Annotated in this window: 23 protein-coding genes and 1 tRNA gene; 14 read left to right on the top strand and 10 right to left on the bottom strand. The window is 65.8% G+C overall.

What is annotated here, in order from left to right; genetic code table 11:
• Nucleotides 1–154 precede the first annotated feature (154 nt).
• Nucleotides 155–352 carry a hypothetical protein gene (locus METLI_RS11070; RefSeq protein WP_004040464.1) on the top strand — a complete coding sequence of 66 codons (198 nt, stop codon included), beginning with the start codon at nt 155–157 and terminating at the stop codon, nt 350–352.
• A gap of 1 nt (nt 353) precedes the next feature.
• On the opposite strand, the gene METLI_RS11065 is transcribed toward METLI_RS11070, so the two are convergent.
• The 6 genes from METLI_RS11065 to METLI_RS11040 form a co-directional block, all read right to left on the bottom strand.
• Entirely contained in the window at nt 354–758 is a 405-nt protein-coding gene (locus METLI_RS11065; protein ID WP_004040463.1) for a molybdenum cofactor biosynthesis protein MoaE, read from the bottom strand.
• Nucleotides 755–1,498 carry a HesA/MoeB/ThiF family protein gene (locus METLI_RS11060; protein ID WP_004040462.1) on the bottom strand — a complete coding sequence of 248 codons (744 nt, stop codon included), beginning with the start codon at nt 1,496–1,498 and terminating at the stop codon, nt 755–757. Before METLI_RS11060 ends, METLI_RS11065 begins: the two co-directional genes overlap by 4 nt.
• A complete protein-coding gene (gene thiE / locus METLI_RS11055) occupies nt 1,492–2,133 on the bottom strand; it encodes a thiamine phosphate synthase (RefSeq protein WP_004040460.1) in 642 nt (213 codons plus the stop codon). Before thiE ends, METLI_RS11060 begins: the two co-directional genes overlap by 7 nt.
• On the bottom strand, nt 2,123–2,944 hold the full coding sequence (gene thiM, locus METLI_RS11050) for a hydroxyethylthiazole kinase (protein WP_004040459.1): 822 nt from the start codon (nt 2,942–2,944) through the stop codon (nt 2,123–2,125). The genes thiE and thiM overlap by 11 nt, the downstream gene beginning before the upstream one ends.
• A 120-nt stretch (nt 2,945–3,064) precedes the next feature.
• Nucleotides 3,065–3,343, bottom strand: coding sequence for a MoaD/ThiS family protein (locus METLI_RS11045; RefSeq protein ID WP_004040458.1), 279 nt, complete (start codon nt 3,341–3,343; stop codon nt 3,065–3,067).
• 70 nt (nt 3,344–3,413) lie between these two features.
• Nucleotides 3,414–4,856, bottom strand: a complete 1,443-nt coding sequence (locus tag METLI_RS11040) for a PEGA domain-containing protein (RefSeq protein WP_004040457.1) — start codon at nt 4,854–4,856, stop codon at nt 3,414–3,416.
• Nucleotides 4,857–5,243: 387 nt separating this feature from the next.
• Here METLI_RS11040 and METLI_RS13240 point away from each other — a divergent pair, with 387 nt between their 5' ends.
• From METLI_RS13240 to METLI_RS11025, 4 genes are all read left to right on the top strand, one after another.
• Nucleotides 5,244–5,546: a hypothetical protein gene (locus tag METLI_RS13240; protein ID WP_157203274.1), complete on the top strand. Its 303-nt coding sequence runs from the start codon at nt 5,244–5,246 to the stop codon at nt 5,544–5,546.
• Nucleotides 5,547–6,043: 497 nt separating this feature from the next.
• On the top strand, nt 6,044–6,364 hold the full coding sequence (locus tag METLI_RS11035) for a hypothetical protein (RefSeq protein ID WP_004040456.1): 321 nt from the start codon (nt 6,044–6,046) through the stop codon (nt 6,362–6,364).
• Nucleotides 6,361–6,705: a hypothetical protein gene (locus METLI_RS11030; RefSeq protein WP_004040455.1), complete on the top strand. Its 345-nt coding sequence runs from the start codon at nt 6,361–6,363 to the stop codon at nt 6,703–6,705. Before METLI_RS11035 ends, METLI_RS11030 begins: the two co-directional genes overlap by 4 nt.
• Nucleotides 6,702–9,458, top strand: coding sequence for a hypothetical protein (locus tag METLI_RS11025; RefSeq protein WP_004040453.1), 2,757 nt, complete (start codon nt 6,702–6,704; stop codon nt 9,456–9,458). The genes METLI_RS11030 and METLI_RS11025 overlap by 4 nt, the downstream gene beginning before the upstream one ends.
• 6 nt (nt 9,459–9,464) lie before the next feature.
• Here METLI_RS11025 and METLI_RS11020 read toward each other — a convergent pair whose 3' ends face one another.
• Nucleotides 9,465–10,655, bottom strand: a complete 1,191-nt coding sequence (locus METLI_RS11020; RefSeq protein WP_004040451.1) for an ORC1-type DNA replication protein — start codon at nt 10,653–10,655, stop codon at nt 9,465–9,467.
• A 149-nt stretch (nt 10,656–10,804) separates the two neighbouring features.
• Here METLI_RS11020 and METLI_RS11015 point away from each other — a divergent pair, with 149 nt between their 5' ends.
• Entirely contained in the window at nt 10,805–11,056 is a 252-nt protein-coding gene (locus METLI_RS11015; RefSeq protein WP_004040449.1) for an AlbA family DNA-binding domain-containing protein, read from the top strand.
• Between the two features lie 153 nt (nt 11,057–11,209).
• Here the strand turns inward: METLI_RS11015 and METLI_RS11010 are convergent, their stop codons facing one another.
• Entirely contained in the window at nt 11,210–11,452 is a 243-nt protein-coding gene (locus METLI_RS11010) for a hypothetical protein (RefSeq protein WP_004040447.1), read from the bottom strand.
• 103 nt (nt 11,453–11,555) lie between these two features.
• On the opposite strand from METLI_RS11010, the gene METLI_RS11005 reads away from it, so the two are divergent.
• Both METLI_RS11005 and METLI_RS13380 read left to right on the top strand, forming a co-directional pair.
• The gene (locus METLI_RS11005) at nt 11,556–12,059 is read left to right on the top strand and encodes a hypothetical protein (protein ID WP_004040446.1); all 504 of its coding nucleotides are present in this window, start codon (nt 11,556–11,558) and stop codon (nt 12,057–12,059) included.
• A 270-nt stretch (nt 12,060–12,329) separates the two neighbouring features.
• Nucleotides 12,330–12,467: a hypothetical protein gene (locus tag METLI_RS13380; RefSeq protein ID WP_004040444.1), complete on the top strand. Its 138-nt coding sequence runs from the start codon at nt 12,330–12,332 to the stop codon at nt 12,465–12,467.
• 181 nt (nt 12,468–12,648) lie between these two features.
• Here the strand turns inward: METLI_RS13380 and METLI_RS11000 are convergent.
• Both METLI_RS11000 and METLI_RS12545 read right to left on the bottom strand, forming a co-directional pair.
• A tRNA-Gly gene (locus METLI_RS11000) sits at nt 12,649–12,719 on the bottom strand.
• Between the two features lie 38 nt (nt 12,720–12,757).
• Nucleotides 12,758–15,763, bottom strand: coding sequence for a GAF domain-containing protein (locus METLI_RS12545; protein WP_052311196.1), 3,006 nt, complete (start codon nt 15,761–15,763; stop codon nt 12,758–12,760).
• 228 nt (nt 15,764–15,991) lie between these two features.
• Between METLI_RS12545 and METLI_RS10990 the strand changes: the two genes are divergently transcribed.
• The 6 genes from METLI_RS10990 to METLI_RS10965 all read left to right on the top strand — a co-directional run bounded on the left by METLI_RS10990 (nt 15,992) and on the right by METLI_RS10965 (nt 20,564).
• Complete coding sequence (locus METLI_RS10990) at nt 15,992–16,450, top strand: 30S ribosomal protein S15 (RefSeq protein WP_004040441.1); 459 nt, start codon at nt 15,992–15,994, stop codon at nt 16,448–16,450.
• Between the two features lie 3 nt (nt 16,451–16,453).
• A complete protein-coding gene (locus tag METLI_RS10985; protein WP_004040439.1) occupies nt 16,454–17,671 on the top strand; it encodes a DHH family phosphoesterase in 1,218 nt (405 codons plus the stop codon).
• The gene (locus tag METLI_RS10980) at nt 17,668–17,925 is read left to right on the top strand and encodes a KEOPS complex subunit Pcc1 (RefSeq protein ID WP_004040437.1); all 258 of its coding nucleotides are present in this window, start codon (nt 17,668–17,670) and stop codon (nt 17,923–17,925) included. Before METLI_RS10985 ends, METLI_RS10980 begins: the two co-directional genes overlap by 4 nt.
• 34 nt (nt 17,926–17,959) lie before the next feature.
• On the top strand, nt 17,960–18,559 hold the full coding sequence (locus tag METLI_RS10975) for a 30S ribosomal protein S3ae (RefSeq protein ID WP_004040435.1): 600 nt from the start codon (nt 17,960–17,962) through the stop codon (nt 18,557–18,559).
• A 329-nt stretch (nt 18,560–18,888) separates the two neighbouring features.
• On the top strand, nt 18,889–19,740 hold the full coding sequence (locus METLI_RS10970) for a polymer-forming cytoskeletal protein (RefSeq protein ID WP_004040433.1): 852 nt from the start codon (nt 18,889–18,891) through the stop codon (nt 19,738–19,740).
• A complete protein-coding gene (locus tag METLI_RS10965) occupies nt 19,737–20,564 on the top strand; it encodes a class I SAM-dependent methyltransferase (protein WP_004040430.1) in 828 nt (275 codons plus the stop codon). Before METLI_RS10970 ends, METLI_RS10965 begins: the two co-directional genes overlap by 4 nt.
• Nucleotides 20,565–20,672: the final 108 nt, after the last annotated feature.

The following is a 20,672-nucleotide window of genomic DNA, read 5'->3' as shown; positions in this document are numbered from 1 at the left end:
CCGTCCATTTCCGGGCAGAATTGCGCACGGCGCACGTAGTTGCCCGGCAGGCCCGGGGGGCGAGGGGCGAGGGCCGCCACACCGGCTGCCTCTGTTCCCGCAGGTGTGTCTGCCCCGGGACAACCCTTATGCCGGAGCATGAGGAGATGGGGGTATGTTCGATATCGTCCGCGCCGAGAAAAGGGTGAACGGGGTCGAGGTGACCTACCGGAAAGACGGCGAGTTAAGGCTCAGGGATTTCGCCCTGGACGAACTGGTCGCCATGGGCGTCAACCCCCTGGACCTGCTCGCCGACCCGGGCGCCTTTGTGATCGACCCGGAAAAGCACCTGGTCTGCGAACGCTTCCTCTGAATCACCTGGCGTTCCCCGGCACCCACCTGGTCCCCCCGCCCTTTTCAAACTCCTTCTTCCAGATGGGGAGGCGTCGCTTGATCTCTTCCAGGATATACTCGCAGGCGGCAAACGCCTCCTTTCGGTGACCGGCGCCGACGATGATCAGGAGGATGTTCTCCCCTACCTTCAGGGGGCCGATCCGGTGGACGATCGCCACCGAGGCGATCTCGTGGGCGGCAAACGCCTCGTCGCGGATCGCTTCGAGTTCCTGCACCGCCGCCTCCTGGTAGGCCTCCAGCTCGATCCGCTCGATCTCGTCGTCCCGCACCACGCCGAGGAAGGTGACCAGGGCGCCCATCGACGGGTCTTTTGCCCGCTCGATCATCTCGTTCACGTTGAAATCGTCATGCCTGACATCTATCATGGTCTCACCTCTTCGTGCAGATGCCCGCATGCCGGGCACCCCGCCTGCCGCTTCAGGTCGATCGTCTCCATCGTGGACCTCGTCCCGTCCCAGAGGAGGAGGCGCCCGGCGAGGAGGTCGCCGCTTCTGGTGAGGTACTTGATCGTCTCGTTCGCCTGCACGAGCCCGATCACGCCGGCGGTGGTCCCGAGGGCCGGGAAGGTCTCGTCCGGCGGGGGGGTGGGGAAGAGGCAGCGGAGGCACGGCGTCCTCCCCGGAATGACCGTCGTCGCCTGCCCGAAGAACCCGGAGATCCCGCCGTGGACCAGGGGGATCTTTCGCGCGAGCGCCGTTTCGTTCAGGAGGTAGCGGGTCTCGAAGTTGTCCATGGCGTCCACGATCACGTCGGCGCCGGCGGCGAGGTCGGCGACGGTGGCAGCGTCGATGACGGTCCGGACCGCCTCCACGGCGATCTCCGGGTTGAGGGCGGCGAGTTTCTCGGCCGCCGAGACGACCTTCGGGCGCCCGAGGTCGGGCGTCGCGTGGAGCACCTGCCGGTTCAGGTTGGAGAGGTCGACGGTGTCCCGATCGGCGAAACGGATCCGCCCGACGCCGGCGGCGGCGAGGTAGAGGGCGATCGGGCACCCGAGGCCGCCGGCCCCGGCGATAAAGACCGTCGCCCCCTTCAACCGCTCCTGCCCCTCCTCGCCGAAGATCATCGTCTGCCGGCGGTAGCGCTCGCGTTCCCGTTCGCTCAGCACGGCACCTCGCCTCCTTTCGCGGCAACGATGAGCGCCTTCATCCGCCGTGCCGCCCCGGCGGCGTCCTCCTGCCCGACGACCGCCGAGATCACGGCGACGCCGTCGGCCCCGGCCCTGACCACCTCGCCCACGTTCGCCGGGCCGATCCCGCCGATCGCGAGCAACGGGACCGGGACCGCCGCCCTGACCGCCCGCAGGGTATCGAGGCCGCGGCCGGGCCCGGCGTCCGCCTTCGAACCGGTCGAAAACGTCGGGCTGAGGGCGACGTAATCGGCCCCGCTCTCGACCGCCAGGACCGCCTCGGCGGCATTGCCCACCGAGACGCCCAGGATGAAGTCGGAGGGGACGACCGCCCGCGCCGCCGCCACCGGGAGGTCGCCCTGCCCGAGGTGGACGCCGTCTGCCCCGGCAGAGAGGGCGACCTCCAGGTGGTCGTTGACGATGAAGAGGGCGCCGGCGGCGCGGGTGACCGCCCTCACCGCGCGGGCGGCGGCGAGGAGGTCGCGGGGAGCGAGCGCCTTGTCCCGGAGCTGGACCACGTCCGCCCCGCCCTCGACGGCCAGGCCGGCCTGTTCGGCATGGGACCGGCCGCGGCCGATCCCGGCGTCGGTGATCACGTAGAGGTCATACCCCATGGCGTGCCCTCACCCGCGCCCCGGCCGCCAGGTCTTCCGGCGCCATGCTGAAGAGTTCGTCGAAGAGGGCCGTCCTGAAGGAGTACGGCCCGCGAGCCCCGACCGCCGCCCGTTCCCCGGCGAGCCCGAAGGCGGCGAGGGCCGCGGCCGAGGAGAGGACGTAATCGCCCTCCACCGCCGCAAACGCCCCGGTGACCGAGGCGGCCATGCACCCGGTGCCCGAGAGGCGGTCCATCATCGGGTTCCCGTTCTCGACCAGGAGGACGCGTCGCCCGTCGGTGACGACGTCGGTCGCCCCGGTCATCGAGACCACCGTCCCGGTGGCGCGGGCGCAGGCCACCGCCGCATCCACGGCGTCGCCGGCGATCCCGCAGGAGTCCACGCCCCGCACCGTCCCGCCGGTGCCGGCGAGGACGCCGATCTCCCCGGCGTTCCCCTTCAGGACGGCGACGTCCACCTCCTGGAGAATCCGCAGCACGGCGTCGGTCCGCATCCGGGTCGCCCCGGCGCCGACCGGGTCCAGGACCACCGGGACGCCGCACTCGTTCGCCCGCCGCCCGGCAAGGATCATCGACGCCACCTGCGCCGTCGAGAGCGTCCCGATGTTCAGGACGAGCGCCCCCGCCACCGCCGCCATCTCGGCCGACTCCTCAGGGGCTTCGGCCATCACCGGCGCCGCTCCGGCGCAGAGCGTGATGTTGGCGCAGTCGTTGATCGTCACGGTGTTGGTGATGTGGTGCACGAGCGGGCGCCTCGACCGCACCCGCTCAAGGATCTCCGCACAGGTTCTTCCGTCCATGATATGCTCCATGAAATCTCCGGGTGTCGCCGGGTGGGGCGCACCTCCTCCCGTAGTTCTACGCCCTCCTGGAATTGAGGGCTTCCGGTCCGGGCACGAGGCGGGCATTGCCCGTCCGCCCTCCCTCCCTCCTCACCCCCCGGCGACCGGGGGGAAGAGGGCGACCTCGTCTCCGGCCGCGAGGGTCAGCGCCGGGACGTCGGCGTGGTCCACCCGCTTCCTGTTCAGCATCAGGACCACGTGCCCGTTCAGGGCGCCGCCGCCGTCGAAGAGCGCCCCGTGCGCCGCCCCGGACTCTTCGCCGAGCACCTGGAGGAGGGTGGAGAGGGCGGCCCCTTCCGGGACCTCCAGCGTGCGCTCGGCGCCGAATATCTCCCGCATCCAGGCAAATGCCCTGACCCGTACGATCATTAACAATTGTTAACTCCCCGGTCTTATCTCTCTTTGGAACCGGATACGAAAAAAAAAGTCGGGGGGAGAATTACTCCCGCCGCACCCTGAGGGCGACGAAGACGCCGCCGATAATGAGGGCGAGGGCCGGGAGCAGGGGGGAGGCCGCCGCTTCGGGCGTCGGCGTGGCCTGGACGAGCTGCACCGAGAGCGGGGTCGTGGCGCCGGCGTTCACCTGGGCGGTGCCGGTCCAGTCCTGGTAGCCGGCATAGGTGAGGCGGACCGGGAAGGTGCCCGGCCCGAGGTCCGGGACCGTCACCGGGGTGAGGCCGTAGGGCTGGTTGTTGAAGTAGACCGTGGCTCCGGCGGGCGTCGAGGTGATGGCGACCGAGCCCGAGCCGGCGGCGTTGAGCACGGCGTCGACCGTCGCGGTCTGGCCGGCGTCGACCGTCACGGTCTTCGAGTAGTCCCCGTAGCCGCCGAGGGTGACGGTGACCGTGTGCTGGCCGGCGGCGATGCTGTTGACGAGCAGGCGGTTGCCCTGGGGCGTCTGGCCGTAATACACGCCGTCGACCGAGACCGAGGCGCTGGCCGGTGTCGAGCCGACCGAGATGGCGCCGGTGGAGGGCTGTGCGCTCGGGGTCAGCGTCTCCGAGATGGAGGTGACCTGGCCGAGATAGACCGTGACCCGCCCGCTCCACTCGTCATAGCCCGGGGCGTTCAATTCGACGACATGGGAGCCGGGCGTAAGCCCGCCGATCGTGGCCGGGGCCGGGCCCTTATAGACGCCGTCGAGGGTGATGTAGGCGCCCGTCGGGACGCTGGAGATGGAGAGCGTGCCGTACTGCTGGTTCGCCGTGAGCACCGCATCGACGTAGGTGATCTTGCCGCCGACGACATCTTCGGGTGCGGTCCAGGTCCCGTAGCCCGGGGAGTCGATCGAGACCTGATAGGTGCCCGGCGTCAGGTCGCTCACCGTGTGCGGGGTGGTGCCGTAGTAGACGCCGTTGATCCTGATGTTCGCACCGCCCGGCGTGGAGGTGAGGCCCAGGCTCCCGGTCTGCGGTGTGTCCGGGTTGAGGGTGAGGTACACCGACGCATGGTGGCCTGCGGCCGGCACGGCCGGGAGGGACTCGTGCGCCGTGCTATAGCCGGACTTCGTGGCGGTCACGGTCTGCGGCGGGGTGCCGGTGGTCGCCCAGGCGACGGTGAGGATGCCCTGGGCGGTCGTCCCTTTGTACGTCCCATCGAAGTAGATGGCGGCGCCGTCCACGTTGGTGTAGACGTCGAACCAGCTCGTGCCGCCGCCGACGATCGCCTGGGTCACGGCGGTCGTCATCGCCTGCGTGACCGCGGTCGGTTCGGGCGTGGTGGCGACGGTCGTCGGGATCTTCGTCGGTTCGGCGGTCGTGGTGGGGGCGACCGTGGTGACGTTTGTCGTCGGTATGGCCTGCGTTTCGTTTCCGGTCTCTGCCAGTGCGGCCGGGCAGAGGAGGAGGAGGGCGAGGATGAGCCCTGAAAGGATGCGTTTCATGGTATTCTTGAGGGAATCCGGGGAAAAAAATCTGCCGGAATGGGGGGGGTCTCTACGGCGGCGTTGAAGGCGGCGGGGGCGTCGAGGGAGAAGGGGATTGTTTCGCGGAGGAGTGGGTCGTCTCCGGCGTCGGGGGGCGATGTATCTTAAGATATATTTTTTGTAGTTTTTTATTACTAATTGTAATATCAATCCGGGCAGGGCGTGCCGGCGGTCAGGGCTTTGTGAGGCGCACGAACCGGCGGGCGCCCCGATGGGGGAGGAGCAGAAGAAAAATGTATATACCGATTGATGGTATGTATGCATGCAGCGAGTAAGTCCTTCCCGAAAAGGATGATGCCACCGTAAGGTGGGTGGGACGAAGTAGGGAAGGGTTCACTGCCTCTTTTGGCGATCATTGAGATAGTCATCTCCAAACACGATACCACTCTCTCTTATCCAGGGAACTCAGGCGGCACCACTCTCTCCCCGGTTGCCCCCTCCACACTTCCACCCCCCGCACGGCCCACCTTTATCGTTGACCTGAGTATAATTTTCCCCATATTGCTGAAGGCTTATGGAAAAAAACAGATCCCGCAACCAGAAAAATCCGGCCGCGATTCTTCAAAATATCCACAAATGAGTGAAATCATCATTCGGGCCCTCAAAAAATGGGAGAACGAAGGGAACAACCACACCACAGAAACCTGAGGGGCCGGGCCCCTCCCCGCGGCCGTCCGTCGAAGATGACGAAAAACCCACCGCCACGCCTCCCCCTTCTCCCGCAGTGACGCCTCCCGCCACCCCCGCCACGCCCTGCCCCGTGCGGTCGCCGGGGCGGCCGGGGAAAAAAACACATCCCCTGATGATCGCGAGGGGCGTGTCTGCCGATCTTTCACGAAATCACCGGGGAATACCGGCACCCGATCCCCCCGGCGCGCAGCCCTCCATCCCTCCACCCTGCGCCGCCCGATCCGCCCATACTCTCAGACCTGCGCCAGGCCGCCCCGCGGGCCCCTCGCTTCCTGCATGTACAGCAGTTTGCACTTCACTGCCGCATAAGAAGCGCATAAATATCACTATTTCTCTCTTTCAACCCCCGCGGCTCTCCTTTATCTGCACTCGCGCCCACCATTCTCTCAGTGCGCGGCCGCACCCCCCGCCGGCCTTCTTCCGGCGATCGGCGGCCCGCACAGGAGAAACAGACCATGAAAGAGAACCACCTGAAACGACCCCCAGCGGCCCCGGGCACGGACCCGGGACGGGTCGGGAAGAAACGAGACGGCAGCCCCCATGAACCCACGTGTACCACCACCGGATCAGGGAAGACCGCCAGAAACTCATCGGCACACAGGGAGATAAACACCGCCGATCCGATCCCGCTCTACCTCGTGCCGCAGGTGGTCGGGGCGGCGGTCCGCCGCTTCGGCAGGCATATCCAGGAGATCCGGGTCAGCAATGCGCCCGGGCACACCTATACCGTCACGGTGAGGACGCAGGAGGAGGAGAAGGAGGAGGAGGTCGCATGAACGAGGAGACCGGCACCCTGCGCCTCGGGAGTGGGGACAACCTCTACCTCATCGTCGGGGGCGAGCGCTACCGGATCGCCGGGGACGACCTGCAAAACCTCCTCTTCCGCGGCCACCCGGCCCCGGTGACGATGACCGTCGCCCGGGAAGGAGAGGACGGCGTGATCGTCACCGAAACGGCGATCGTCGGGTATGCAGCGATGGGCGTCACCGGAAGGGCGGTGAAGATCTACACCGGCGTCGGGCACTTCATCGTCCCGTTCGTCTCCTTCCGCCGGGTCGTCACCGGGGAGGCGGCCTCGGCCTCGCTCTTCCCCCTCGTGCCGGAGGGATGCCCATGATCGAAGAGGCCCTCGCCGCCCTGTTTCGGGAGGGGAGCGTCGTGGAGGTCCGGGCCCTCGCCGACCGCTTCACGCACTCCGGCTACTTCGACGACCTGGCAAAATGCGCCGGTGCCGCCGAGGCCCTGGACGCCGACCCCGAGGTCCGGGGGATCTACGTCACCTTAAACGAGGTAAATCCCGCCCTCCTCGCCCGCCGGTCCAACCGGGTGAAGATGCGCCTCACCCGGAGCGACCCCACCACGAGCGACGCCGACATCGTGCGCCGGCGCTGGCTGCCCATCGACCTCGACCCGGTCAGGCCGAGCGGGGTCTCGTCCACCGACGCCGAGCACGCGGCGGCACTGGCGAAGGCCGACGAGATAGCCCTCTGGCTCTCCGATCGGGGTTTCCCCGCCCCTATCCGGGCCGACTCCGGGAACGGGGCGCACCTCCTCTATGCGGTCGACCTCCCGCCCGACGACGGCGGCCTGGTCAGAGGGGTGCTCGCCACCCTGGACGCCCTCTTCTCCGATGAGAAGGTCGCCGTCGACACAACGAACCACAACCCGGCCCGGATCTGGAAACTCTACGGCACCACCTCCCGCAAAGGGGACCACACCCCGGAACGCCCGCACCGGCGGGCGACGATCCTCTCCGCCCCAGAAACGGCGGAGACTGTCTCCCCCGACCTCCTCGGGCAGATCGCCGCCCTCCTCCCGAAAGACGCCCCGGCCCCGGCGAAGGGCGCCGGGATCGACCTCGCCGCCTGGCTCGCGGAGCACGCCATCGCCGTCCGCAGCAGAAAACCCTGGCAGGGCGGCACCCTCTTCGTCCTCGACGACTGCCCCTTCAGCACGGCGCACCGCGACGGCGCCTATGCGATCCAGTTCCCCTCGGGCGCCGTCTACGCCGGGTGCCACCACACCACCTGCGGCGGCGGGGTGCAGCGCTGGCCCGAACTGCGGGCGATGCACGAGCCGCGGGAGAAGCGGGAGGAAGAGACGCCGGAGGAGGTGCCGGAAGAGGCGGCGGTGGCGGAACCGCTTCCCCTCCGGGAGAAAGCCCTCGCCATCCTCACGAACGGCGATCCCCTCCGGTTCCTCCTCGACACCTTCAACCGGGAGCATGTCGGCGACCGCACCGTCGCCGCCTGCCTGGCGATGTCCCTCGCCGCCGGGTCGGTCGAGAACACGAACGGCCTCCACGTCTCGGTCTCCGGGAACTCCGGCAAGGGCAAGAGCCACGCCTGCGCCACGATGCTCAAACAGGTCCCGGCGGCCTACCGCCTCGCCGGCACCGTCTCGAACAAGGCCCTCTACTACACCGAGGGCCTGCGGGCCGGCACCGTCTTCCTCTTCGACGACGTCTCCCTCTCCGACGACCTCCAGGAGGTCCTCAAAAGCGCCACCGCAAACTTCCGGGAGGGGATCGAGCACCGGACCCTCACCGCCGACCGGAAACTCCAGGTCTGCCGGATCCCCGAACGCTGCGTCTGGTGGCTCGCGAAGGTCGAGGACGCCGGCGACGACCAGGTGATGAACCGCATGCTCACCGTCTGGATCGACGACTCGGCCGAGCAGGACGAGCGGGTGCTCGCCCATATGAAGGAGGCCGCGAGCCTGGAGAAGGAGAGCGACGACGAGGACCCGGACCTCCCGGTCTGCCGGGCGATCTGGGAGATCCTCAAGAGCGAGCGCCTCCACGTCTCGATCCCGTACGCCCGTGCGGTGCACTTCTCCGCCACGGCGAACCGCCGGAACCCGGCGATCCTCTTCGACCTGATCAAGGCCTCGGCCCTCCTCCACCGCTTCCAGCGGGAGGCCTACGAGGGTGGCATCCGGGCGAACCTCGACGATTTCGCCGCCGCCGCCCGGATCTATGCGGCGATCAACGGCGATGCCGGCGGGCAGGAGACGAAACTGACGAAGAACGAGGCGGCGGCGCTCGTGACCATTGAGGCGATGGGGTGGCGGGAGTTCACGGTCGGACAGTTGCAGGAGACGCTCGGGCTCTCGTACCACCAGACCCGCCGGATCCTCCACGGCTACAACAACGGCGGCAACATCTATTCCGGTCTCCTGGAGAAGTGCCCGGCGGTCGGGTTCGTGGACACCACGGTATCGCGGGATATCAACGGGTGCCTGGTCCGCCGGCGCGAACAGGTGTTCTCCTTTGACCTGAAGGCGTACCGCCGGTGGACGGGCCAGACGTCTGTCTGGATCGGCCCTGACCCGCCGGACGACGACGATGACGATGGCACTTTTGCACCTCGTTTGCACCGGAGTTGCACCGAAAAAGTGCAAAGATCGGGCACGGAGGATCGAGCCCGGACTGTATATTCTAAAGAGAAGAGAGAGATCTCTCTCTCCTGTACTAGTACCTTGCACCAGAAAAGAGACACACACACCCCACCCGATTCCCCCGGGTCTGCGGGGGGGTGTGTGTGCGATCCGTGCCAGAGTGCACCTGGCCGGGAAGATGGGGGTGATCGGGGCGGGATCGAAGATCCATCCTCGATGAACCGTCCGTTTGTTTACACTTCCGGAGTGCACGCCAGTGCAACCCGGTGCACGAGTGCAAAGAGGCCGACGATCCTCCCCGGCGTCCTGGACCACCGGGAGTTCGCCCGCGTCTCGACCGCTCTGGGGCGCTGCACCGGGTGCGGGGAGGGGCGGGCGGTCTTCCGGTCGGCTGACGGGCGGACACGCCTCTGCGAGGGGTGTTACGGGCGATTGGTCAGGGAGTGGAATGCGGGGACGGGGGTGGGGTGATCCCCCCTATCGCCACGTCTCATCCTCACAGACCCCGGCACACCCGGCGGCGATCCCGGTCGCCCCCGCCTGACCCGTGGCGGAGAGCGCCTCCTCCACGCCTTCCCTGACCAGGATCACCCGGGTCTGCCCCATCCCCCTGACCACCAGCAGGTCCACCAGCCGCAGGCGCTCCAGTTTGTGCAGCCGGTGGTAAAACCCCGTATAACTCATCGGCATCTTTTCCCTGGCCCGGATATACGCCGTGCCGGCGATCACCGCCTCTTCCTCCTCCCGGTCCGCCTCCAGGACGGCGTCGAGCACCGCCCGTTCCCCGGCGTCCAGGAGCCCGACCGTCATCGCCGTCTCCAGGTGCCGGGAGACCTCGTAGGCGGCGAGGATGTCCGCCGCCGTCACCTCAGTCCTGGCGTCCTGTTCGGCCGCTATGGCCGCCCGGCGGATCGTGGCGAGCCCGACGCGGAGGTCGCCGCAGCCATAGGTCCGCTCCACCAGGAGGTCGAGGACGGCCGGGGGCACGACACCGGGGTACAGCCCGGCCCTGATGCGGTCGGCGAGGATCCCCCGTGTCTCCTCCCGCGTGTAGAGGGGGAAGAAGACCTCAGACGCCTGGAGCACCGAGCGCGTCGCCGGGTCGAGGCAGCGGGAGAGGTCGATATCGATCTCCGAGAGGGTCAGCACCACGCCGGTCCGCGTCCCGGGATAGCCTTCGGGCATCCTGAGGATGCCGGCGAGGAGGTCGTTGAGCACGCCGCCCGGGACGATATACCCGGCGTCGTCGAGGCAGACGACGAGCACCGCACCCCGACCGGTCAGTTCGCCGGCGATCCGGCCCATGAGCCGCGTGAGCGGGACGCCGGATTCGGGGGGCGTCTGGCCGAAGAGGGCGCGGTGGACCTGGGCGAAGGCCGCATAGACCGTCCGGTGGACCTGGCAGGAGACGAGCACCGGGACGATCCGCTGCGTCGCCTCCTCGACTTCGGCGAAGATCCGGCGGACGGCGGTGGTCTTGCCGGTGCCGGGCGGGCCGCGGAGTACGGTGTTCAACGGAGAAAAACCCTGGACGGCCGGCCGCAGGGCGAGGGCGAGGTCGTTCATCTGGGTGTCGCGGTAGTTGAACTCCTCGGGAGGGTGGTCAAAATCGAAGAGGTCGGGGTCGCGAAAGAGTGTCTGGTCGCTCATGAGGGGGGAATGTTTCATGGGGGAGTCCATGAACCCTGAATTATAAAAGGGGGAGGCGTGCGCGGGGTGAAAGTGAACCCGCCTTTACCCCCGCCCGAGCACCCGCAGTACCGCCGCCTCCCCATCCGCATAGTATAAATGAACGCATGCACCACCCGAAAAGAGCGATGAAACCCCCCACGGCTGACCTCTCCTCCCTCCTCGCCCGCTATGAAGGGCGGCGGATCGACTTCAAGGAAGAGGTGAGCAGCACCTTCTACAAACTCCTCTCCGCCTTCGCCAACACCGCCGGCGTCTCGGCCACCACTGCCCTCAAGGAGCTGAAAGCCCTGGCCGAATTCGGTATCCTGGAACGCAGGAGCCCTTCAAAGAAGAAGACGCATTATGTGCTGGCGCAGGGGCCGGTGCCTGATGTCTGATGTGTGGATATTATCGTGGCGATATTGTGAAAATAACGCTTATAATCCGCCAGATTGATGTCCCGTGTTCCAGAGGTGTGGATAATGTGTGGATATGTGCGTGATAATGCGTGATCAGTGCGTGATGGTGCCCGGGGCACCTGGGTAAACCCCTCACCCCCACCCGAACATCTGCAGCACGATCGCCACCGCCCCGCCGACGATCCCGCCCGCCCCGGCGGCGATCTGCCGGTCCCTTCTGCTCTCCCCCACCTGTTCGCTCTGCCACCCCTCTAGCGCACGGAGCCGCCCCTCACGGCAGGTCCCCTCCTCCTCCATCCTCGAGAGGGTCCGGCAGATCCATTTCACGTCCCGGGCGGTCTCGATGACCAGTTCCCGGGTGCTCCTCTCCTCCATATCCACCAGGGAGTTGGCGGTCAAGGTAGATTAATATTACTTGAGGTAATATTGTAATGTGCCTGATATGCACCCGGGAGCATACGGGCAGGAGAAACACAACATGGCAGACTTTGTCGAGACCAGCAACACCAAGACCGCTGTGCGGCAGATCCCGGCCCCGATTGCGAATATCGCGGCCTTCGAGGCGATCGTCGCCGGCGTCATCGCCGACAACCCCTTCGGGTGTGTGGACTACGTGCAGAGCGGTTCGACCCATTCAGGCGTCGAGCGCAACCGCGAGTCCTACACCCTCCGGGTGAACTACGAGGACGTCGAGGGCAATGTCGTCGGGACCGTCACCGTCAGGGCGCCCGACATGGCGGCCTTCAACGCCGCGGCGACCGCCGTCCTGAACGATGCGGCCCTTGAGACTGCGCTCGGGGGCGACGCCGTCAGGAACCCGGACGCCGACACCTTCAGCTGCCAGCTGAAGTGCCACGACGCGAACGGCGAGACCTACTACGTCGCCCTGGCCCGCGAGAGCGTGCGGATCACCTCGTACGAGGACGACGCCGTTCTTGCGACCGTCGAAACCTGGGCGGACGGGGTCGCGGCCCTGAACTAAAGGGGGATCGCTCCCCCTTTTTTGGGGCGGATATCCGGGCATTCCTGGCTATTTTTCGGATATCTCCGTCCTGTGGGCATTTGAGCAATGAAAGAGAAATGGCGTTGTTGAACAGTACCCCTCCTGAAAAAAAGTGGTGCCGAATGTCGGTTGAATCGTTTTCGAGTTTCTCGTACCCGAAGATTTTCCGGGCTGGTACAGCGATACCAGGGTATTTATACGGCGAAAAAAGATAAATAGAACGGGCCAAACGCGTAGCGAGGTAATGGTATGCCAACGAGTAAGAAACAATTGGAAAAGCTGAAAAAAGTGCAGAAGGCCAAGGCAGAAGAGCTCTCGCAGCAGGCGGCTGCAGGTAGCGAGGCCGCCAGGAAGAAACTCAAGAAACTCGAGAAAAAGCTCAAGTGAGCCGCCTGGTATTTCCCACTATTTTGGCTTTGTCGAACTCTTTTTCTGTGATGCCCATCTCCGCCGCCGAATCCTCCCGGGAACACCTGTCGCTCCCGGCGACGCCGCACACAAAAACAATCCCTCGCAACCCAAAAAAACAGCCCTTCCCTCACAAAAGGCCGCAAAAAACGCTCTTTTATGCGATAGCCGGGATTCGAACCCGAGTTAGAGGCTTGGGAAGCCCCTGTCCTACCACTAGACTACTATCGCAGGTACCAGATCATATTCCCCTTCCTCGCTATTAAAGGTTAATCCCCGGCCCGCCGCAGCACCAGGGTGATCGCCGCCCCCTCCCCCGGACTGCCCGGCACGCGGTCCCCGGCCGCGATGCTCCCGCCGTAGCGCTCGGCGAGCATCCGGCAGATCCAGAGCCCGAGCCCCTTGCCCGAGACCCGCGGGGCGTTCCGCACGAACCGCCCGAAGACGTTCTCCTTCTGGTCGTCCGGGATGCCGGGGCCGTTGTCGGCCACCGTCACCGCCACGCGGTCGTCCTCCTTCACCACCGCGATCCAGACGGTCACCTCGGGCCCCCCGAACTTCCCGGCGTTCCCGATCAGGTTCGTGAACACCTCGGTGAGGAGGTCGTCGGCCATCACGACCGCATCGGTCCCCGCGTACCTGATATCCAGCTCGGAGAACCGGGCGATCTCGCTCCTGATGGCGGCGTCCAGCGGCACCGGCTCGACCCGCGTCGCCCGCTGGCTCAGGGAGCGGTAGGTCGAGACATTCATGATGATCTCGATGCTCTGCCTGATCCCGGCGAGCACCTTCTTCGCCATCAGGTGCTCCTTCCCGGCGAGCCTGGGCAGGAGCAGGCCGCAGTAGCCCACCGCCACCGTGTTGGCGTTGTTGATGTCGTGCGTCATGATGTCCAGGTAGAGGTTGGCGTCGGCGTTCGCCCGTTCCAGGTCCTCGCTGAACCGCGCCCGCAGCACCGCCCCCCCGATCGCCCGCCCGGACGTCTCCAGGAACTCCCGCTCCCCGGTCGTGAACACGTGCTCCCTTCGCGTCGCCATGTTCAGGGTGCCGGAGATTTCGTCCCCGACCTTCAGCGGGATCGAGGCGTAGGACGCAAACCTTTCCCTGATATGCGGGGGGACGCCCTCGGGCCGGTCTGACGAATACCGCGGCTCGGAGGGAACCGCCAGCCGTTTGATCTCGTATGGCGCCTCCATGTCGGCCGGCCAGCGCTGGCTGACGCGGACGCCGACATCCCCCTTCCCCTCGAAGAGGTAGATCGCCCCGGTCTCAAAGTCCATGAGGTTCAGCACTTTTGCCAGGGCGGCGTCCAGACGCTCGGGGATCGGCAGAAGCGACGAAGTGATCGCCGAGACCTCCGCAAGGGCGGCGAGTTCGCGGTTCTTGACGGCAATTTCCCGCTCCGCCTCCTTCAGGGGCGTGATGTCCATCACCGAGACCACGCTCAGGTCCGTCTCCGGGATCATGGCGGCGGTCACCAGGGCGTCGCGCACCTTCCCGTCGGCGTCGAGCACCTGCCCCTCGTACACCGGCACCTTCTCCCGCTCGATGCGGTGTATCTGGTGGTACTGCCAGCCCGCATTGTGCATCGGGCCGTCGAAGACCGACGTCCAGGCGCTCCGGCCGACGATATCGGCGGGGTCGTAGCCGAAATGCCTGAACCGCGCGTTGGCGTGGACGATCATGCCGTCGCCGTCCAGGATCATCGTCGCCGCCCCGGTCGCCTCGAAGATCGTGCGGTAGAGGGCCTCCGAGCGTTTCAGGTCGTCGGAATACCGTTTTCTCCTGACCAGCCCCCACATCCCTGTCATCAGCAGGGAGAACTGGCGGGCGTCGTCCTCGTCATAGGGAGCGGCCTTGTTGATCACCCCGGCCACCGCCACGATCCGCTCCCCCTCGAAGACCGGGACGCTTAAAAACCGCCTGATCGCCGGGTGGCCCGGCGGGGTGCCTTTCTTCAACGGCGAGGGGGCGGCGTAGTCGTTGAGGATCACCCTGTGGCGCTGCCGCACCGGTTCGCCCCAGAGCCCGGTCTCGGCGAGGATATACGTGTTCTGCGGGTTCTCCACCCGGCAGACGGCCATCGCCCGGTCTGACCAGGACTGCATCGTCAGCGTCCGCTCTTCCGGGTCCAGGAAGGCGAAATACCCGTGTTCGCTCCCGGTCATCGATATGGCGCAGGAAAGGGCGTAGTCGGTGATCGCCTTTAAGGGGGCGTCGTACATCCGGTCCAGCCCCCTCAGAGCTTCGAGACGCTGTTCGTTCAGCCGGATCGCCGTCTCCGCCGCCTTTATTCCGGTGATATCCTTCCCGTAGAGATTGACGTAGTCTTCCCCCTCGATCGGGACGACCGTGATCAGGAAGGTCCCGTTGCCGACCCGGACTTCGAGTTCGACCTGGTCGCCGGTGGCCGTCGCCTCCGCGGCGGCGCGGGAGAGTGCCGCCCGTGCTTCACTCTTCTCCCCGGGCGCTTCGGCCCCGATGACCGCCATCGCCGCCTCGTTTGCATAGAGTATCTGCCCTCCCGGCCCGATCCTGAGGACTGGGTCGGGGCTTTCCCCGGCGAGCCTGGCAAGGGCCCTCATCGTCCGTTCGTCCTCTTTCTGCCGGGAGATGTCCAGGAGGGTGCAGACCACCCGATCTTCGGGGAGCGAACCCGAGACGATCCTGACCCAGCGGACGCCGCCGCCCCGCATCGTGAGCGCCGCTTCGAGGACGTCGAGGTCCTGCCCGGCCTTCAGCGCCTCTGCCGTCCCTTCGGCCGTCGCGGGATCGGCAAACAGGGAGACGAGCGAGCGGCCCACGACCTCGGACGGCGCAAACCCGATCATCTCTGCCGCCGTCCGGTTCAGGTCCAGAACAGCAAGCGACTGCTGATCGACGATGATGTATCCGTCGCCGGCGTGCTGGAAGATGCCGGGATAGTCGCGCGCAAGGGCGCTCACGTGGGAGGAGAGCGCCGCCAGCACCATGGCGACGGCGATCATGACGGCGGCGCGGGCGACCGCTTCGGGGAATGCCGGGGAGGCGAACCCGGTAAACCATCCAAGGATCGGGATATACGCCGCGGTAATGGCGGCCACCACCGCAAGCCCGCGCCAGCGGTACCAGACGACCGCCAGGATGATCGGGATATAGAAGGTCTGGGCGATAACGGCAGTAAAACCGGCTGCGGCCGCCATCGTGGTCGCTGCCAGCGCTCCCACTCCGGCGACGGCCAGGACGGGGATCTGCCAGCGCTCCGGGAGGCGGAGCGAGGGAAAGGGGGGCATCATGGGGGTATGCTTATGGGGCATACTTTCGGGAGGGAGATTAAAGGTTTCGCTTTTGTTCTGCCGTCAGCCTTAAGAAGAAGGAACGAGATTTATATATAGCACTTTTATGTGCTGGCCGATGTAAGTCCGACGTGCCGTTCCGGCACGGCCCGAAGTGGCTCGGGATTACAGGGAAGTCAGTAGCAGTACTGCTCTTTTCTGGACTTACTCTGTCATATGAGGTAGAATATGGCACGAATGCATGCACGGCGGAGAGGCAAGTCCGGCTCAGTCGCACCGTACCGCACCGAGGCACCGGAATGGACCGGGATCTCGGCGGACGAGGCAGAGAAGGTTGTTGTCGATCTCCGTAAGAAAGGCAAATCCAGCAGCGAGATCGGGTTCGTCCTGAGAGACAAGTACGGCGTTCCGGACGTGAAACTCGTGGCCGGGAAGAAGATCGGCGAGATCCTCAGCCAGAACGGGCTCGAGCAGGAGATCCCCGAGGACCTCAGGAACCTTATCGCAAAGGCGCTCGGCATGCGCAAGCACCTTGCGGAGAACAAGAAGGACCTGCACAACAAGCGGCAGCTCCAGCTCACCGAGTCGAAGGTGCGCCGCCTGGTGAAGTACTACCGTTCGAGCGGCAAGCTCGCAAAGGACTGGACCTACAAGCCGGAGACTGCCGAGATTCTCCTCTCCAGATAAGTCATGTCCATTCAGGCCGCTGCCGAACGGGTTGCGGCGCAGATCCTCGCGACCGATTTTGTCGAGGTCTACGCCCACCATGACGCCGACGGGATCGCCGCGGCGGCGATCCTCTGTCAGGCGATGCTCCGCGCGGGGCGCAGGTTCAGACTGCGGGTCCGCCAGAGCATCGGGACAGAGGATATCGTCCACCCTGAGTCGACCCTGCTCTGCGATTTCGGCGCCGGCCTTGCCGATCTGCCCGGGACGGTGATGATCGTCGACCACCACGTCCCGCACTTCGAGGGGCCCTTCCACGTGAACCCCCGCCTGGCCGGGATCGACGGCGAGCAGGACCTCACCGCATCCGGGACCGCCTACCTGGTGGCGCAGGAGATGGGGGACAACCGCGACCTTGCAGGGCTCGCCCTGCTCGGGGTCTTCGGGGACGGTCAGCGGTTTTCCGGGATGAACCTGGAGATCCTCAACGAGGGGATCGCAAACGGGTTTATCGTCCCGGAGCGAGGGTTCGCCCTCCCGGGCGCTTCGGTCCGCGAAGCCCTGGGGACCGCCGTCACCCCGTATATCCCCGGCGTCAGCGGGAACGCCGCTACGATCACCCGCATCCTTGAGCAGGCGGCCGGGGAGGAGGCGGTCGCAACCGATCTCCTCCTCTCCCTCCTGGTCCTTGAGGCAGGCGAGGAGACGGCGCCGTCCGTCTTCTCGCGGCTGTACGGCGGGCGCTACCGGCTCGAGCGCGAGGTGATCGACGACGCCCGCACCCTTGCGGCCGTCATCGACGGCTGCGGCCAGCAGGGCCGCGGCGGCCTCGCCGCTGCGGTCTGCCTGCGCTCTCCCGACCTCGTCGCCGAGGCCGAAGAGGTCGCCGCCGCATACCGGGCGCGGGTGCTCGCCGCCGTCATGGCGGCTGAGCGTGTCGAGGAGACCGGGCGGATCTACCGGGTCGCGGACGCCGGAGCGGCGAGCGGCGTTGCCGATTGCCTGGCAAACGACGTCAGGCAGGCGGCGCCGGTGGCCGTGGTCGCGGAGAACGGCGCCTGCTGGCAGATTTCAGCGCGCTGTCCGCCCGGGGTCGATCTCGACCTCGAGGCCCTGCTCCGCCGCCTGGCGGCAGAGACCGGGGGATCGGGCGGCGGCCACCGGAGCCGCGCCGGCGCCCGGATCCCCCTCGACCGGATCGACGAGTTCGAGGCGGGCTTTCTCAGGGGGATCGCCGCATGATCGGGATTATAGGGCGGATCCGCACGGAGAGCGCCTCTGCGACATGTGTCGCCGGCGCTCTCGCCCCGGACAACCTCCCCGGCATGGCGACCGCCGCCGAGGGCGCTACGGTCGTCTTTGCGATCGAAGGGATCGCCCTGCGGACGGTAACCGCAACGGTCGACGATTACCTGATGAACCTCGCAATGGCAGAAGAGGTGTGCTCGCTTGGCGGGCGGCCTGAACGATATGACGCATCTGGCAGGATGACCTGAGCAGAGATTATAATTCATAAAAACTGGTGATTTCATGGCAAAGAGAAAACAGGTTGGAAAGAGGGTCGAAGGCTGGAAGGCCAAGTCCTGGTTCAAGGTCTACGGCCCTGAATCTTTCGGCAAGACCTATATTGGCGACACGATCTCCGCCGACCCGTCCAAGGTGATGGGGCGCGTGATGCAGACCACGCTCGGCGAGATCTCACAGGACTATTCAAAGCAGCACATCAAGATGCGCTTTAAAGTGAACAGCGTGGCCGGCGACGCCGCATACACCGAGTTCGTCGGGCACGAGATCACCCGCGACTACATGCGCGGCCTCGTGAAGAGGAAGACCTCCAGGATCGACGCCATCATCCTCGTCCCCACCAAGGACAACAAGAAGGTGCGCCTCACCGTCACCTGCTTCACGATCAACCGGGCGAACGACTCCCAGGCGCATGCGATCCGGGGCGCGATCATGAAGACCGTCGCCGAGCAGGCGGCCCAGATGTCCTTCGAGGAGTTCTCCAAGATGGTCGTCGCCGGCGACCTCGCCAAGGAGGCCTTCAAGGTCGTCAAGGCGATCTTCCCGGTCCGCCGGGTCGAGATCATCAAGAGCAAGGTCGAGACGCCCGTCGTCATGGCCTTCTAAATCATCTTTTTTTTCGCGGTTTTGTGCGGGGGTGCATCCCCGGCGCGGGCGTCGTGTTTTTGTCCAGTTTATCAGAAAACCTCGCGCTCTAGCCCTCGAAAAGACGCAAAGGTGTGTTCGGGGCTTTGTTTCTTCGCGCTCTTCGCGTCTTCGCGTGATTTTTTGTCCTGTTTATCTGGAAAACCTCACGCGAAGACGCGAAAAGACGCGAAGATTTAATCGGGGTTTTGTTTCTTCGCGGCCTGTAGTGTGAGGGGATGAAACCCGGTGCGTCCCCCGCGGCAGATAGATAAGACTCATAAGCCTCCGGTGCGAGAGTTTTACTGTTCATGGAGAGCGGGGTTCAGGACTGGCTCCACCAGTGTTCTCTCCCCAATGGCACCGATCTGCAGGAGCACACCCTGAAGACAGAGATGAATATCATCATCGGGGACCGCTGCTCAATCGATTATGGGCTGAAGGGTAAAGACGTCATCGTCTGCGAGTTCTGTACGCTGAACGGCAGCGTTGTCGCAGACGGCGACGTCAGGATCGATAACTGGTGCGAGATCAACGGGGATGTCATTGCCGGGGAGGACGCCTACCTCGGGGAGGGCGTAAAGATCCACGGGCGCCTGGTCGTCCGCGGCGACCTGGATATCGGGGACAAGGTGCAGATCGACCGGGGGTTTGAGGCGAAGGGCTGGATCTCGATCCGGAACCCGATGCCGGTGTTCATCTATCTCCTCCTGTACGTGATGACCCTCCTGAAGATCGACAACCCCGACGAGATCGACAGCGCCCTGGACGAACTCTTCGGCGAGGAGGATCCCGGGGACGATACGCCGCTCGTCATCCCGCCGGGTTCGAGCCTCGACATGAAGGTCTTCTCCGTGCCGTCGGCGATGCGGATCGGGGAGCGGTGCCGTCTCCACGGGAATATCAGGGCGAACGCCGTGAGCGTCGGGGACGACACCACGATCTTCGGGAGCCTGCGGGCCGGCGGCCCCATCGCGATCGGGCGGAAGGCCCAGGTCCACGGCAACGTCGAAGGCGGCGGCGAGGTGTGCGTGGCCCCCGCGGCCCATGTTCTCGGGGACGTTGCCGGTCTGTCCCTGTCCCTCCACGAGGACGCCCTGGTGGAGGGGATGATCCGCGCACCGAACGGGGTGCGCATCGAGAGAGGAGAAGAAACAGCATGAAAGCAGCAGAAATACTCGAACTTGAGAGCCTGACTTTTGCCGAACGATCGTTTGCCGACCTCGCGGATCCGGACTCGGCCCTGCCGGCGTTTTATCGCCGGCCCGACGACGGGAGACTCCTGGTCGACGAGAAGGAGGACCTGCTCGCCGTCGCCTTCAGGTGGGACGAGCGGTGGATCGTCGCGAACTATCTCTACCACCCGGTGCACGAGGAGGCGATCGATCTCTTCGAGGGGACCGGGGGCGACCTCTTCATGGAGGAGCGGGAGGTCTGGGCCCGCGCCGTGCGGGAGTATTACAGCGAGGCGATCCGCACGGGCGTGCGCCCGGCGATCGAGGATATTCCGCCTGACCGCCCGGAGAAGTGCGCCGATCTCTTAAAAGAGGTCTTCGGGCAGCGGAACGGGGAGCGGTGCCTGGACTGCTGCTGCGGGTCCGGGATCGGTTCGGCGGGCCTCCGCTCGATCGGGCTGAACCCGCTCGCCTTCGACCACGACCAGGCGCTGCTCTCCCTGGGGTTTGCGCAGGGGCGCCTGGACCCCTGCGAGACGGCCTGCATCGACGCCACGATGGCCTCGGCCTATTTCGAGCCGGCGCCGTACGGGGCGGCCCTGATGCTCGGGACGATCCATTCGTTCGACCGCGAGATCTGGGAGGGGATTGCACGGGAGTTTCTCTCTCTCTCAGAGCGTTCCCTGCTCACCGTCGCCACGAAAGAAGAGGTGGACCTGGTTGCGGCGTGGTGCGAGGACGAGGGGCGCAGCCCTGAGGTCTGGGAGAACGAGCGCGACGCCGTCTATGACCGCTGGGTCTGCCTGACCTGATCGGTAAAATCTGTTTTCACCCTTTTGGGGTGTAATCTTCCCCTGCTCTCCTCCCCCAGATCGGTTCCCAAAGTGCCTTTTTCTCGATCGCTCCGGTGCCGCCGCACC

The organism is Methanofollis liminatans DSM 4140 (assembly GCF_000275865.1).
Classification (GTDB): domain Archaea; phylum Halobacteriota; class Methanomicrobia; order Methanomicrobiales; family Methanofollaceae; genus Methanofollis; species Methanofollis liminatans.
The sequence above is the reverse complement of the archived record's forward strand: the minus strand, read 5'-3'. Positions and strand labels throughout refer to the sequence as shown.

Coding starts and splice junctions, on each gene's coding strand:
- METLI_RS11070 (WP_004040464.1), top strand. CDS start 155: ATGTTCGATATCGTCCGCGCCGAGAAAAGGGTGAACGGGGTCGAGGTG.
- METLI_RS11065 (WP_004040463.1), bottom strand. CDS start 758: ATGATAGATGTCAGGCATGACGATTTCAACGTGAACGAGATGATCGAG.
- thiE (WP_004040460.1), bottom strand. CDS start 2,133: ATGGGGTATGACCTCTACGTGATCACCGACGCCGGGATCGGCCGCGGC.
- thiM (WP_004040459.1), bottom strand. CDS start 2,944: ATGGAGCATATCATGGACGGAAGAACCTGTGCGGAGATCCTTGAGCGG.
- METLI_RS11045 (WP_004040458.1), bottom strand. CDS start 3,343: ATGATCGTACGGGTCAGGGCATTTGCCTGGATGCGGGAGATATTCGGC.
- METLI_RS11040 (WP_004040457.1), bottom strand. CDS start 4,856: ATGAAACGCATCCTTTCAGGGCTCATCCTCGCCCTCCTCCTCCTCTGC.
- METLI_RS11035 (WP_004040456.1), top strand. CDS start 6,044: ATGAAAGAGAACCACCTGAAACGACCCCCAGCGGCCCCGGGCACGGAC.
- METLI_RS11030 (WP_004040455.1), top strand. CDS start 6,361: ATGAACGAGGAGACCGGCACCCTGCGCCTCGGGAGTGGGGACAACCTC.
- METLI_RS11025 (WP_004040453.1), top strand. CDS start 6,702: ATGATCGAAGAGGCCCTCGCCGCCCTGTTTCGGGAGGGGAGCGTCGTG.
- METLI_RS11020 (WP_004040451.1), bottom strand. CDS start 10,655: ATGAAACATTCCCCCCTCATGAGCGACCAGACACTCTTTCGCGACCCC.
- METLI_RS11015 (WP_004040449.1), top strand. CDS start 10,805: ATGAAACCCCCCACGGCTGACCTCTCCTCCCTCCTCGCCCGCTATGAA.
- METLI_RS11010 (WP_004040447.1), bottom strand. CDS start 11,452: ATGGAGGAGAGGAGCACCCGGGAACTGGTCATCGAGACCGCCCGGGAC.
- METLI_RS11005 (WP_004040446.1), top strand. CDS start 11,556: ATGGCAGACTTTGTCGAGACCAGCAACACCAAGACCGCTGTGCGGCAG.
- METLI_RS13380 (WP_004040444.1), top strand. CDS start 12,330: ATGCCAACGAGTAAGAAACAATTGGAAAAGCTGAAAAAAGTGCAGAAG.
- METLI_RS12545 (WP_052311196.1), bottom strand. CDS start 15,763: ATGATGCCCCCCTTTCCCTCGCTCCGCCTCCCGGAGCGCTGGCAGATC.
- METLI_RS10990 (WP_004040441.1), top strand. CDS start 15,992: ATGGCACGAATGCATGCACGGCGGAGAGGCAAGTCCGGCTCAGTCGCA.
- METLI_RS10985 (WP_004040439.1), top strand. CDS start 16,454: ATGTCCATTCAGGCCGCTGCCGAACGGGTTGCGGCGCAGATCCTCGCG.
- METLI_RS10980 (WP_004040437.1), top strand. CDS start 17,668: ATGATCGGGATTATAGGGCGGATCCGCACGGAGAGCGCCTCTGCGACA.
- METLI_RS10975 (WP_004040435.1), top strand. CDS start 17,960: ATGGCAAAGAGAAAACAGGTTGGAAAGAGGGTCGAAGGCTGGAAGGCC.
- METLI_RS10970 (WP_004040433.1), top strand. CDS start 18,889: ATGGAGAGCGGGGTTCAGGACTGGCTCCACCAGTGTTCTCTCCCCAAT.
- METLI_RS10965 (WP_004040430.1), top strand. CDS start 19,737: ATGAAAGCAGCAGAAATACTCGAACTTGAGAGCCTGACTTTTGCCGAA.